At 37.4% G+C, this 14,424-nt stretch carries 8 protein-coding genes, 3 tRNA genes and 1 pseudogene; 5 read left to right on the top strand and 7 right to left on the bottom strand.

Annotated elements, in window-relative coordinates; translation table 11 throughout:
- The first annotated feature begins 13 nt into the window (after window positions 1–13).
- From ACFIKI_RS01180 to ACFIKI_RS01170, 3 genes and pseudogenes are all read left to right on the top strand, one after another.
- Complete coding sequence (locus ACFIKI_RS01180; RefSeq protein WP_375665296.1) at window positions 14–676, top strand: lysozyme; 663 nt, start codon at window positions 14–16, stop codon at window positions 674–676.
- Window positions 673–900, top strand: coding sequence for a hypothetical protein (locus ACFIKI_RS01175; RefSeq protein ID WP_375665295.1), 228 nt, complete (start codon window positions 673–675; stop codon window positions 898–900). The genes ACFIKI_RS01180 and ACFIKI_RS01175 overlap by 4 nt, the downstream gene beginning before the upstream one ends.
- A 131-nt stretch (window positions 901–1,031) precedes the next feature.
- Window positions 1,032–1,243: pseudogene (locus tag ACFIKI_RS01170) on the top strand (hypothetical protein).
- A gap of 259 nt (window positions 1,244–1,502) precedes the next feature.
- Here ACFIKI_RS01170 and ACFIKI_RS01165 read toward each other — a convergent pair.
- The 4 genes from ACFIKI_RS01165 to rplU form a co-directional block, all read right to left on the bottom strand.
- A tRNA-Ser gene (locus tag ACFIKI_RS01165) sits at window positions 1,503–1,592 on the bottom strand.
- 440 nt (window positions 1,593–2,032) lie between these two features.
- A complete protein-coding gene (gene ptsP / locus ACFIKI_RS01160) occupies window positions 2,033–4,564 on the bottom strand; it encodes a phosphoenolpyruvate--protein phosphotransferase (protein ID WP_375665293.1) in 2,532 nt (843 codons plus the stop codon).
- Between the two features lie 1,428 nt (window positions 4,565–5,992).
- Entirely contained in the window at window positions 5,993–6,262 is a 270-nt protein-coding gene (rpmA, locus tag ACFIKI_RS01155; protein ID WP_375665291.1) for a 50S ribosomal protein L27, read from the bottom strand.
- Window positions 6,263–6,274: 12 nt separating this feature from the next.
- Window positions 6,275–6,751 (bottom strand): 50S ribosomal protein L21, encoded by a 477-nt coding sequence (gene rplU, locus ACFIKI_RS01150; protein ID WP_375665290.1) that lies wholly within the window; start codon window positions 6,749–6,751, stop codon window positions 6,275–6,277.
- 285 nt (window positions 6,752–7,036) lie between these two features.
- Here rplU and ACFIKI_RS01145 point away from each other — a divergent pair.
- Window positions 7,037–7,126: transfer RNA gene (locus ACFIKI_RS01145), tRNA-Ser, on the top strand.
- Window positions 7,127–7,447: 321 nt separating this feature from the next.
- Here ACFIKI_RS01145 and pgi read toward each other — a convergent pair.
- The 3 genes from pgi to ACFIKI_RS01130 form a co-directional block, all read right to left on the bottom strand.
- Window positions 7,448–9,112: a glucose-6-phosphate isomerase gene (pgi, locus tag ACFIKI_RS01140; protein ID WP_375665289.1), complete on the bottom strand. Its 1,665-nt coding sequence runs from the start codon at window positions 9,110–9,112 to the stop codon at window positions 7,448–7,450.
- Window positions 9,113–9,325: 213 nt separating this feature from the next.
- Window positions 9,326–12,460, bottom strand: a complete 3,135-nt coding sequence (locus ACFIKI_RS01135) for an efflux RND transporter permease subunit (RefSeq protein WP_375665287.1) — start codon at window positions 12,458–12,460, stop codon at window positions 9,326–9,328.
- The gene (locus tag ACFIKI_RS01130) at window positions 12,460–13,596 is read right to left on the bottom strand and encodes an efflux RND transporter periplasmic adaptor subunit (protein ID WP_375665285.1); all 1,137 of its coding nucleotides are present in this window, start codon (window positions 13,594–13,596) and stop codon (window positions 12,460–12,462) included. Before ACFIKI_RS01130 ends, ACFIKI_RS01135 begins: the two co-directional genes overlap by 1 nt.
- Window positions 13,597–13,958: 362 nt before the next feature.
- On the opposite strand from ACFIKI_RS01130, the gene ACFIKI_RS01125 reads away from it, so the two are divergent.
- A tRNA-Arg gene (locus ACFIKI_RS01125) sits at window positions 13,959–14,035 on the top strand.
- Window positions 14,036–14,424 lie beyond the last annotated feature (389 nt).

Below are 14,424 nucleotides of genomic sequence, written 5' to 3'. Positions count from 1 at the left end.
TATGGAGAAGCATATGCGAAAAATATCATCAGAAGGGCTAGCACTTATCAAACAATGGGAAGGCTTGCGTTTAAACGCCTACAAAGATACCATTGGTGTGTGGACAATAGGTTATGGACATACAAACAATGCTGGAAAGCCTTTTATTTACGAAGGCATGACCATCACGGAAAAGCAAGCAGAAGAACTTCTTTGCCAAGACTTAAGACAATTTGAGAATGCTGTTGAACGCGCGGTTACAGTTTCATTAACGGATGAACAATTCGCGGCGTTAGTCTCCTTTTGCTATAATGTAGGAACAGGAGCCTTTTGTAACTCGACACTGTTAAAAAAGCTCAATCAAGGTGAATATGAAGCTGTCCCTGCCGAGCTACAGAAATGGACCAAAGCAGGCGGTAAGCGTCTTGAAGGTCTAGCACACCGGCGTGCGGCAGAAACAGGCTTATGGGCGAAAGGGGCTTTTGTTTCCTCCAATTATCAAACAGTAGAAAAGCAAGCACCAACGGGGGTTTTCAAAGCCGAAGCATTAGCACCGATTATTGGTTCTTTTTCTGGGCTTGGAGGCTTATTAGCAGGAAATGGACCCATCCAATGGGCTTTGGCCACCATTATGATTTTAGCCGCATGTGCTGGTATTTTCTTTGTTGCTAAACGCTTTCAGGAGCATCGTCTATGATCTTATGGATGAAAAGAAATCTGATGCTAACAGGCGCGGCTTTAGCTGCTTTTTTTATGATTTTAGCAAGAGCTTTTACTCTTGGGAAAAAAGCAGAGCAACAAAAGCAAACAGAAAAAGCTTTAAAAGCAGCCACAACACGTCTGGAGGTGGAAAGTGAAGTTAATCAAAAAAGTGATGCTGATGTGCGTACTGCTCTCTCTGACTGGTTGCGCGACAAATAAATATGCTTCTTCTTGTGTTGGCTGGTTGCCAATTTATTTAGATAAGCAAGATCTGAACGCCATCAGTTCAAACTTAGCAAGAGAGATCTTAAAGCACAATAATCTAGGTGAACGCGTGTGTGGGTGGAAACATGGCTAGAAAAAAAACACAAGACGATACAGAGCTTACAGAAGCAGAAAAAAAATCCTTCAAGAAATCATCATGACCTACAAAAGTGTAAAAGTGATGTCGCGTTATACGAAATGGATTGTACTCATTATACTCTTATTAGCGCTTGATTTTTCACGTATTATGGATGCGTTTGTAAGTATTTTTACACAAAAACCAAATATCCGACTCTAAACATACTCTGAGACGCGCGAAATTCTTTAGAAAATGGTTTCTTAATTTTGCTCGTCTCATGGAGCCGATAGAGAATGTCTTTGCACATTTAAAACAGTGGATTTCAAAAAATTCAAAAAATTATTAGAGAATGTTGGAGGAAAAAGATGAGCTTTGTAACGGTATGTTGGAAAATCCTATTCCCGAACTTTTGTTAACGCTCCCGAACCTTTAAAAAGATTACAAAGAATCAATATGTTATACATAGGAGAAAATTGTATGGCGGAGAGAGAGGGATTCGAACCCTCGATATGGTTTCCCATATACACGCGTTCCAGGCGTGCGCCTTCAACCACTCGGCCACCTCTCCAGAAGTTTGCACTATACCCAGAAAGAAATAACGTGCAAGTCTAAACTATACATTCAAAATTCAAAAAACAAATTCATTTATTAAAGTAAGAGCTGATATCTGTTGAATAACAAGCATATCCTTTCTTTTTAAGAAAAAACTTTTTCCGTGGATAGATATGTGCAATGCGATAATGGGAACAACATACTCACTCACGCACTTTCTGCTTCACAAAAAATACTTCTCTTAAAATTAGCATATGGTCCATGGTTCTGCACAGTAAAATAATTAAATATCTATTGCCTATCACCATTGATTACCCCAATAATAAATAAAATAATAATGATATGAATTTCTTATACCTCTAATACTAAAATTGTTTCATCCAGATAATAAATTTCATTTCAATAAAAATCTGATTACTTTGCAGAATGAGCTAGTTTTTTCCCTAATGTTCTTTATCATCTTATATCATTGCTTAGAGCCCGTACAGCTCGTGCAGTTTCACATTGTAATGCTTTTTGCGCTAAAATTTTCATATCCTCAAAACTATGTGTCTGCAAACACGCCTTCACTGGAGAAATATCGCAAGATATCATAGAAAGCTCATTAATTCCTAACCCAGTTAAAATCATTGCACCAAAAGGATCTCCAGCCATACCACCACATACACTAACCCAACACTTATGTCGTGCTGCTCCCTGAATAGTCTGATAAATCATACGCAAAACTGCTGGATCAAGGCTATCAGCTTCAGACACAAGGTACGGATTTTGCCGATCAACAGCCATTGTATACTGTGTTAAATCGTTGGTTCCAATTGAAAAAAAATCAACATGGGCACTCAACACATCTGCCATAATGGCTGCTGCTGGAACTTCGATCATAATACCAAGTTTTAATTTTGGTGCATCAATATCGTTGCGGATTTCTTCTGCAATCTTTTTTATAGCAACAATCTCTGAAACAGACATGACCATTGGAAACACAACCCATAGATCTCCGCCTTCTTTTGCTGCTCGATACAAAGCACGTAATTGAGGAACCAAAAGATCACGTCGACGTAACAAAAGCCGCGTTCCTCGAACACCTAAAAAAGGATTATCTTCTTTGGATAAATGTAAATGTGTAACCTGTTTATCCCCACCAATATCGAGCGCACGAATAATTAATGGCTTACCTCCTACAGCTGTAATCATCGCCCGATATATATCAAATTGTACCTCTTCATCCGGAATATGCGGATTCTCTAAAAACAAAAATTCCGTGCGCATGAGTCCAACACCTTCAGCTCCCAAATCAAGCGCAATAGGAACCTGATTTGCGTAGTTGATATTAGCCATGATACGAATTCTTTGACCATCTGTTGTTTGCACTGGTAATCTATACGCACTTATCTCACTAACACGTTTTTGCGCAACAGTATCAATTTGCCTTTGAGCATCTTCAACATCTTCAAACGTAGGATCAAGGTAAATGAACCCGTTATCGCCATCAATAATAGCCTGAATATCAGACTGGACCGCTAAAATATCAGCACCTGCCGCAACAACCATCGGAATATCAAGAGTACGCGCCAAAATAGCTGTATGAGATAATGGGCCTCCCCATGCTGTTGCTAATCCTTTTACTTTTGTACAATCAAGTTGTGCTACATCAGAAGGAGAAAGGTCATTTGTAATCAGAATGACACCATGTGGAATATCATTTAAAAAGAATGATCTATAGGATGGATTGATTTCACCTAAAACACGACGACCAACATCAACTAAATTAACAGCTCGTTCTGCTAACAAAGGATTATCTACCTTAGAAAACATATCCGAAAACTGCCGAACCGTTCTATCCCAAGACCAAGCAACACCGTGACCTTCTGCTATAAAACGATAAGCTTGAGTTATTAAATTTTCATCTTCAAGCAAAACCATTTGTGCAGAAAAAATCGCAGCAGAATCCGCTCCCATACGCATTGTAATATCAGAAATCACTGATGCCATTTTATGTTTTGTTTTTGTAAGAGCATTGTCAAGACAGGCCGCACCAGCTGCAAAGTCAATTGGCTGGTCTATTATGGAAATATCATTTTGCCTTAAAACAAAAGTCTTACCAAATGCTAATCCTGAACTTGCTCCAACACCAGAAATGCCTTTTTGCATAGAGCGCGGATACCAACCGTGAAAAGTCTTTGTTTGAGATTCCATTTCTCTCATCATGCATTTTTCACTGATGCTTACCTTTTTTACAATAGAAATCGCCTCCTTAAGAAGTTGTGCTCCTTCTGCGGCATCTGTAGAAAAAATCAGAACATCACCGTTTTTTGCTCCTAATTGCAATAAACCAACCAAATTTTTCATTTCAACGGCATATTGACCATGGCGAACTCTGATAGAATTCTGAACCTTTTTCGCAAAATCAACCCAAAGAGAAGCTGGTCGAGCATGAAGACCACTTGGATAATCTAAAGTCCATTCCTGACATACCGAAAGATCACCAATAAAAGTTCTTTCTATCTTCATCTCTTGATTAAACAGAATTGCAACGATTTGCTGTTTGTCTGTAGTTGTTGCAAGTACTTCAAGCTGTTTCTTATCAAATAAAAGAGATGTCAATTTTTTGCAAATTTCTCTATAGCGATCTGGACACGCTGCAATGGCAATAACCAAATGTGCTTTCTTCCCATCCTGCCACTCAACACCAGCAGGAACCTGTATAACAGCAACAGCGTCCTTGATAATTAAATCACGATTTTCAATCATGCCATGAGGAATAGCTATACCATTTCCCAGCCAAGTATTGGTTATCTCTTCACGTGCAAGCATGCTTGCCAGATAACATTTGTCAACAGCACCAACCTGCACAAGCAATTCAGCAGCTGCATAGATCGCATCATTTTTATGATCAAAAGCAGCTGCAAGTTGTACAGATCTTATAGACAAGATTTCACTCTCGATAAAGTCTACATTCATTGCTTCTACTTTCTCACATCCCATCATGAATTCAAGCTGCCTCACATTCGAACATGAATATCTCTGATAAATTCCTTTTCAAAGCTGCATTTCCCAAAATACAAGCTATAAACAACACCAAAGCTCTCTTTTATTTTACGGAATATAGCTAAGTGAGGGGCTTAAATACCTCAATATAACCGATAAAACAATTGGATATTATCATCCAGCGCGTTGCTTAGAACCATCATAAGCAAATCTGACGCTTACTCTTTCACTTTAACAAAGACAAAACCTCGATTTTTATAGCCCCAATCACCTGAAAAACTATGTTTTAAAAGCGCTCTCATTATCCTAAGCTTTCAACATAACTTGTTATTATTCCTTCTACAAGAAAGCCTCTTTCCCCATTATTCATAACTTCAGCTAACATTTTAACTTATTCCTCCAAGTTGATTTAACCTAGTGTTCCTCTTTTAAATTCATTACATAATTACAAATTGCTCCCTGCAACTTACCATCTTTAAAATTCTGTAAAGATCATCCTATGATATTAATCTCTTAATATATAACATTGATATATTTTAAGCTACTCCTTTGCTCCAATCAATATCGCAAACACACCATGCTCTCCGCACATTTCAAATATGCACATCCCTAAAACGCGCCATCCTCAACCATTAAAATCAAGAAAAACTCTACAAATCATCTTATTTTCTAGACATTTCGATAACTGAGATAAATAAAGTATAAAAATGAAAAGCAATTATTGCCTTAAGCCTATCTCTTATGCTGGTTTATTTTCAACAATGCATAATAATAATGAAATCAGAAAAAATACTTTTGAAGATAGCTGTTTGCACGTTGGTTATTTTTACATCTTTAAACACCATTTTCCTTTAAAATATAATTTCATTCTCGGTTAATCAAAAATTCCTTAATGCACGTCATTTGCAAAGTAGTTTTAGTTGCCATCTTGTGGATTTTTTATCCCTGTTCTTTTAAACGAATAGCCTCACCTGTCTAACGAACAATACGATAATTCATTCACATTACATGCCGATAAAAAATCATCTTTATCAAAATGATCGTATAAATAATGCTTTCATTAAATTTCTCGAAAGCAAATTGCCTTTCTTATAAAGAAATTACTAAGCGCTTCTTCATGCATAAAAAGAAAATAAACTCTCCTCACTATTATCACACAAAAATTTATCAACAAATTCCATCATAACATCAATACCTTCAGTACAAACACAATACCGCACAAATCTTTTCCCTCACTGAGAAAAGTTATTTCCCCAATTCTACCTTTTTCGTTTTCCGTATACCTTCTACATTCATTATAATACCAATGCAAAAAGGGAAAGATAACATTCTATCTTTCCCTTTTAACGCTTACAAAACCACAACTACATTTCAATGAAATTATAGAATCCAATGAAATTCTAGTTGATTGCTAGAGAATGCTACACATTACTCTGCTGTCTCCAACATAGGAATGACCGAAACATAAGAACGGTTACCCGCTTTCCGTTGAAAAGAAACCTTTCCATTTGATAGTGCAAAAAGCGTATGGTCTTTTCCAATGCCGACATTGTTGCCAGGATGCCAACGTGTACCACGCTGACGGATAATAATATTTCCAGCAATAACGGTTTCACCACCAAACTTTTTAACACCTAAGCGTTTCGATTCTGAATCGCGACCATTACGCGAGGACCCCCCAGCTTTTTTATGTGCCATAGACGCTCTCCTTTAATCTTTCTTATTCTTTGATGCTACAACCGTTTTCTTCTGCGATACGGTCTTCTTTTCAGTCTTTTTTTCAGCTGTCTTCTCAACAGCAGCAGCTTTTGTTTCTTTTGGTACAGTTGCTTCCTCTTTTATCGGTTTTACAGCTGCTTTTTTAGGTTTTGAACCACCCATTAAAATTTCTAAAATACGAAGCCTCGTAAATTCTTGACGATGGCCACGCGTGCGTTTAGAATTTTGACGACGGCGCTTCTTAAATGCGATAACCTTGCGCCCACGTGCCTGTTCTAAAATCTCAGCTGTTACCAATGCATCAGCAACGACAGGGGTACCAATAACTGCATTACCTTCTTGCCCAATCATTAATATGTCATTGAATTCAACAACATCACCCGCATTTCCACTAACTTTTTCAACTTTTACCACTTGATTAGCAACAATGCGGTATTGCTTACCACCAGTTTTAATGACTGCGAACATTTTTTATCCTTCCGTTCACTCCAGCTCTTATTTAATTTCTGCCTTAAAATAAGGGAAAATAGGCTGCTTTTTATCAGTCGTAATAGATCTTGAAGAAGGTTAAAACCTTCTTCAACACAAATATGCGCAGATTTCCCCACGCTTATATTTTATATATATGAAGGAATTTCTATTCTCTGTCAATAAAGTCCCATAAAAAAGAAAAAAAGGTTGTACCAAAAACAATTGAAGGTTATCTACCCCTTATATACTCAAATAAGGCCGATTTTTGTTTCACTTTATTATGGAGAGATGGCTGAGTGGTTGAAAGCACCGCACTCGAAATGCGGCATAGGGGCAACTCTATCGGGGGTTCAAATCCCTCTCTCTCCGCCAAAATTTAACAAAAGTGATATTATTAAAATGTCTTTAATCTTAGCTTGTCAGTGGATTTTGTATATTTTGACCTAAGTTTTGTACCAATCCATTTTTCAAAAGATTTTAAAGAAACTCATAAAAAATCTTCAAGACCTTTCAAAGTTTTTTATTGTTTTTGCTAACAAATCCTCATTTTTACAATTTGCAATTTTTTTGATTTTCTGTCACAAAAATTCAATTCAGACAATAAGGAAGCACATAATAAATAAAGGACTATCTCCTATTTCTCTCTCACTCTACTTTTGCTTAGTTAGTACTAAACCTCCTATCAGATTATATTTATTTTGCACGCCTTGCTTGAATATGTGCTAGCAATCCTAACGTTGAACTATCGCGATTATCCGCTTTACTTTCTCCACGAAGAATTGGTAATAACTCGTTTGCTAATTCTTTACCTAATTCAACACCCCATTGATCAAATGAATTAATATTCATTAAAATCCCTTCTACAAAAATACGATGTTCATAAAGCGCAATGAGACGACCAAGTGTAAAAGGTGTTAATAAATCCTGAACCAGCGTAATGCTAGGACGGTTTCCTTTAAAGCTTCTATGAAATGCTAAATGATCTGCTTCACGTTCATCAACTCCATTTTTTATCAAGATATGCCGTGCATCTTCAATACTACGACCTTTCATTAAGGCTTTTGATTGTGCTAAACAGTTTGCTAGCAACATCTCATACATAGAATGTAAATTTTTCTCATGCCCTTTTATAAATAAAATAAATTCTACAGGAACAACATCTGTTCCTTGATGCAGAAGCTGAAAAAAAGCATGTTGGCTATTCGTTCCTGAATCACCCCAAACAATCGGACCACTTGAAAAACTTAATGGTTTTCCATCTAAAGTAACTTGCTTACCATTTGATTCCATATCAAGCTGTTGTAAATAAGCTGGAAAATGGATTAAACGCTGTGCGTAGGGAATGATAGAGCGTGATGAATAACCACAAATAACACGATGCCAAAACCCTAAAAGAGCAAATCGAATAGGAATATTTTTATGCAAAGGCATGGTTTTAAAATGTTGATCCATTTGTAAAGCACCATTGAGAAATTGGCGAAAATTTTGACCACCTATTGCGAACATAACAACAAGACCAATGGCTGACCAAATTGAATAACGTCCTCCAACCCAATTCCAAAATTTAAAAACTCTTGTAGAATCTATGCCAAATTCTGCCACTTTATCAAGCGCACTCGAAACAGCAACAAAATGCGTACAAACAGCTCCTTCTCCTAAATGTGAGCAAATCCACTGACGTGCAACTTTAGCATTTGCAATTGTTTCAGCTGTTGTAAAAGTTTTAGAGGCAATAACAAACAGCGTTGTTGCCGGCTTTAAAACAGCGAGAGTATCAGAAATATGTGCACTGTCAGCATTAGAAACAAAATGACAATGCGGACCGTCATGATAAGGCTTTAAAGCATATGTGACCATTGTTGGTCCAAGATCAGAACCACCAATACCAATGTTCACAATATCGGTTATCTTCTCACCACTGCTCCCCTTATAGCTGCCATCACGTACCATTTCAGAAAATCGTTCCATACGAGCAAGAACATCCTGAATATCTTGAACAACATCATGACCATTTAAAATGAAAACTTCGTCAGCAGGCAAACGTAATGCAATATGAAGAACCGACCGTTTTTCAGTTGTATTAATCACTTGACCAGAAAACATTGCATCACGCCGACCTAACACATCTGCAGCAACAGCTAAATCATCGAGGAGTTGTAACGTTTTAAATGTTACACCACATTTCGAAAAGTCAAAAAGGAGATCATCAAGCCTTAAGGAAAAATGGGAAAAACGCTGTTCATCCTCTATGAAATGTCGACGAATGTCATAGACCCCATCCCTTGTAGCATGTATTCTTAAAGCTTTCAAAGCTGCCTCAAAAGCTTTTTCGTTTCGAATTAATGAGCCATCTCCCATGAACTTATCCCACATGCTTATTGACAATGGAAGCTCCGCACAGACAATAATAAAATAGCCAATATCTCTTTTATTGTAATCAATTTTTTCTGTTCACGTACATGCTTGTTCACATACATAATGAAGCGGTCTAAAAGGTGGAAAGATAAAACCCGAAAACGACATTTTTAAAACGAAAATAAAAAAAATATTCAATCTTTCCTCTCAGATAAATCACTCAACTTGGCTGAGCTCTCTTGTTAAGCGTAGTGCTTCTTCTGATTTTGGTCTCACAAAACGTCCAAGAAAGAGATAAACAACCGGCGTGACATAAAGAGTAAAAATAGTTGCTAACCCTAAACCGCCAACGATAACCCAACCTAAAGCTATACGTGCCTCTGCACCAGCACCTTTGGCTAAAACCAAAGGGATACCTCCTAAAATGGCACAAATCATCGTCATACAAACGGGACGAAGGCGAATATTCGCCGCTTCTTCTACAGCTTCACGCACGCTTTTCCCTTGATCGCGTAACTGATCTGCAAATTCAACAATAAGAATACCATTTTTAGCCATAACTCCAACCAACAAAATTAAACCAATTTGACTGTAAATATTAAGACTAACTCCACTTAAAAGCATAGCAATTACAGCACAACCAATTCCTAATGGTACGGTCGCTATGATAATAAACCCCGAAACAAAACTTTCAAACTGTGCAGCCAAGACCAATAGAATAATTACAAAGGCAATGCCAAAAATAATCATAAAACTGGAAGATGTTTCATCAAGCGTCGCAGCCTCTCCCAAAGGAACAATATAATTTCCTTCAGATAATAAAGGAGAAGCAATCTTTTGCACAATTTGATAAGCATTCCCCAAAACAACACCTGGTGCAAGATTTGCACTTAATATAACAGCGCTCATACGCTCTTCTCGTTTTAATTGAGGCGCAATAACTTTTTCATGCAAATTTGCAATAACCGATAAAGGAACGTATTGGTTTCCTTTGGTTTTTAGAAAAATATTTTCCAAATCACCAGGATTATTTATAGGATTCTTACGTGATGTCAGTTTAACATCATAAGAATGATCATCCACATAAATGGAACCAATTTTCTTTCCATCTAACATTGTTTGTAGTGTATTGCCCAAATTGGTGATATCAATCCCTAAATCAGAGGCTTTTTCTCGGTTAATTTCAATAAAAAATTGTGGTTGTGTTGCATCAACAGTAAGCCGTGGGCGAATAAAATGCGGATCAGCTTGCAAAGCACTAACCAACTTATCAGCAATGGGTTGTAATTTTGTATAATCATTCCCAAGAATTGCAAATTGTAATCCTTGTCCAGTTCCCCTAACACCTAAAGAATTTCCCTGCGCAGCAAATACAAAAACTGCTGGAAACTGTTTAACTCTTGTATTTACATCTTCCACGATTTCTTGTTGACTACGCAAACGTTTGTCCCAAGATGAAAGCAACAAAATCAAAAAACCGGTATTAGATGAACCGCTAACACCTGCGATAGAGTAACTATTAGCAATCTCTCCAGAATCACGCAAAGGTTTTAAGCTTGCTTCAATTTGCTCTATCTGCTCATTTAAATACTGCGTTGAAATGCCCTGTGGTCCATTAATAACCAAAAAGATAAGAGCTCTGTCTTCTGCTGGCGTTAATTCCTGTTGTAATTTTGTATAACCCCCAACACAAAGACCTGCAAAAACAAGAGAAGCAAAGACGACTGTCCAAGGTCTTTCCAAACATTTATGCAAACTATAAGAGTACGCTTTGCTAAAAAAAGAACCCAATTTATGTAAAAAAGCAAAACGATGCGTCTCTTCCTCATTGCACTCAACATGTCCCTTGAGAAAACGTGAAGCCAACATAGGACAAAGTGTTAAAGCAACAATCGAAGAAAGCAGTATAGAAATTGCCAAGACAAAACCAAATTCCCTAAAAAGTCTTCCAACTTGTCCAGGAAGAAAAGAAATGGGTACAAAAACAGCAACTAAAGTCAACGTTGTTGCAACAACAGCAAAAAATACCTCCCGTGTGCCTAACACCGCCGCTGACAGAGCACCGAATCCCATATTGCGCCACCGAACAATATTTTCAAGAACAACAATCGCATCATCCACCACGAGTCCTGTTGCCAAAACAAGCCCTAAAAATGTGAGAATATTTAATGAAAATCCAGCAAGATAAACAGCAGCAATTGTACCAATTAGAGCAACAGGGATAGATAAAGCAGGAATAAGCGTTACACGAATGTCTCTTAGAAAAAGAAAAATAACCAAAATAACGCTAAGAACAGCAATAATTAATGCAACCTCAACCTCATGAAGTGCACCCTTAATAAAAATTGCATCATCGCTAATAATACTCATATGCACAGAAGGAGGAACAACCTTTTTAAGATGATCAAGAACCTCCCGAACACCTTCAGAAATATTAAGGGTGTTGGACTGTGCTTTACGCACAATCCCCAATCCGATTCCTGTCTTTCCATTGACACGAAGAATAACTGTTTCCACATCAGGTGACAAAGTAACATGCGCAACATCGCTAAGATGCACATGAGGTTTTAAGACAATTTGTTCAAAAGCTTCTGGTGTTGTTAAACGTGCAGTCGCACGTACAATTAATGCTTGTTTAGCATTGCGTAATGATCCTACTGGAACATCTGTTGTCATATCAGCCAGAACACGCGAAATATCTGCTACGGTCAATCCATAACTAGCAAGCTTTGCTTGATCAACATCAACCTGAAAAATCTTCGTGCGTGCACTATCAACCTGTACATCACCAACACCATCAACAGCAGAAAGCGCATCAACAATTTGATCGTTTACAACCGTTGTTAAATCATCAATACTCATGGTTGGTGACGTCACAACCAAATACATCATCGCAGCAGCATTTGAATCTGCTTTAATGATCAGAGGCGAATCCGCATCTTTCGGTAAAGAATAGGTAATACGGGAGAGAGCATCACGAATATCAGATGCTGCAACATTCAAATCAACACCTACATTAAAATTAACCACTACACGGGAACGGCCAAAAGAAGATGTTGAAGAAATCGTTTTAACACCTGAAACACGAGAAATGGCATCTTCTATAGTTTTCGTTACTTCACGATCAATTGTTTCTGCTGATGCCCCAGTATACGTTGTCATAATTGTCGTCACTGGAGTATCAACATCTGGCAATTCGCGCACATCCACATTTAACCATGCAGCAATCCCAGCAATCACAATCATAGCATTCAAAACAAAGGTGAAAACTGGCCTGCGAATAAATACAGCGATTATACCACCCTGATCCGTCTGTGTCATAGGCCGCTCCGTTTTGAATTCTTGACTCATTATATATCCTGTCCATGAGCTGATGATAACGGTTGTTGATGGGCTTTTGGATTATCAATAATAACTCTACTTCCTGGATAAAGCATTTGTACGCCTTGAATGACAACTTGATCATCATTTTCCAAAGAAGCTTTGATAAATACCTGATCTGCTCTATGTTGAATAATTGTTGCTGGAATACTTTCTACTTTACCTTCTCTTACACGCCAAACAAATGATCCTTTACTGTTCCATTGAACAGCAAGAGGATTTACGACGGGAAACGAACCATCATGAAACTGAAGCGCAACAGAAAAAGACATACCAGACATGAGCGTATCTTTTTCATTTTTAATTTCAACTTGAACATGAAGCGTACGGCTTACTGAATCAACGGCATTATCAATCGCATAAATATTGCCAACAAAAGCTCTATCTGGCTGCGCTGTTAGTGTTGCAATCACTTCATCGCCTTTATGAAGACGCGATGCATACTGCTCAGGAACCCATATATCAACCAAAATACGTTCTCTATTCTCAATACGACCTATTACAGTATTAGGGGTAACAGCGTTACCTACATCAATGGGTAAAATACCCACAACCCCGCTAATCGGTGCACGAATTGTTCGCCGTTCAAGTTCTAAATTAGCATTACGTAAAGCTAAATTTGCGTTATCTAACTCTAAGCGTGCAGTGATTTCCTGAACTTCTGTTGCTGTATTGCTAGAACGTAATTTAAGAATACGCGAAAGCGTTAATGCACTATTATCACGTTGTACCTTTGCTTTTTCAGCTGCTATTTCTTCCTTTTTTGAATCAAGCTGTGCAATTACATCACCCGCTTGTACTTTTGTACCAGCTGACACAAAAAGCTTATCAACAACACCTGATGACCAAGGCGTTAATTCCACCGAAGCAAACGCTTGACCATTTCCGAGAACATTCAGCTGTTTACAAAAATCTTGAACTTTAACAAAATCAACAACAACATTCGTCGGTGGTCTTTCCATTTTTCCCTTTGAAGCTTTATACGATACTCTTGTTTTATCCACCATAGAAATGGATTGTACTGCATTCTGTTTTCCAGCCCAATAAGTAACCGTTAAAACGACAATTAAAAACACTAATGGAAAGATCTTTTTTAATAGCGCCATACATCTACCCTTGCTGTGTCATGTTTATCTGAAATAATTTTCAACTGTAATATCAGCGTTTTACATAAAAACCAAACAGCAGGTGTATATCTTACCCCCACCGTAAAAAACATATCTTATCGCTTAACTATCTATCATAGACTAAAACGTCAAGTTAACTATCGTTCATATTGCTTTGTACAGTCACAACAAGAAACTAATCATACGAAAACCAACTGAAACCATAATATAGTATATCCTTTTTTAAAATATCTCATAAAAAAAGAAAGATTTTTTTATTACTCTCCAAGTTTCACTTGCATTTTTTTAATGAAACGATTAGGAACCCTTTGTCTTAGACAATATAGAAAATCGAAATGTATGCACCCGTAGCTCAGCTGGATAGAGCACCAGACTACGAATCTGGGGGTCAGGAGTTCGAATCTCTTCGGGTGCGCCATCTATCAATGAATTCAATCTCTTGCTTATAAATTCAGGCTCTTTGAATTCTTTTTATGAGATCTATTCTTTTCTTATCTTTAGATCTTTTTACGGTTTGTTGTTCCGTTTTATTGTGAGTCGTTTTTTTAGCTATTTTGATAGAACGAGATGTTATACAGCCTTCAATTCAGCTCCAAGACGCTTTTATTAACAATAATCGTAGCGATTGCATGAGTGGCATATGTTATTACGTTCTTCCTCAATCTATGCGCCTGTTTTTGAGCTCTTCCGGATTACATTCTTTAATCAATTGGATAATTTTTTATATGCTTTTTCCTATCTTTTCCATAAATGGATGTTTCTCCATATTTCATTTCTGTCCGCCCCATCTTAAGGAGAACTTCAGGT

Source organism: Bartonella sp. TT121SHDZB, assembly GCF_042193415.1.
Taxonomy (GTDB): domain Bacteria; phylum Pseudomonadota; class Alphaproteobacteria; order Rhizobiales; family Rhizobiaceae; genus Bartonella.
Note: the sequence above shows the minus strand (reverse complement) of the source record. Positions and strands in the feature narration are given on the sequence as shown.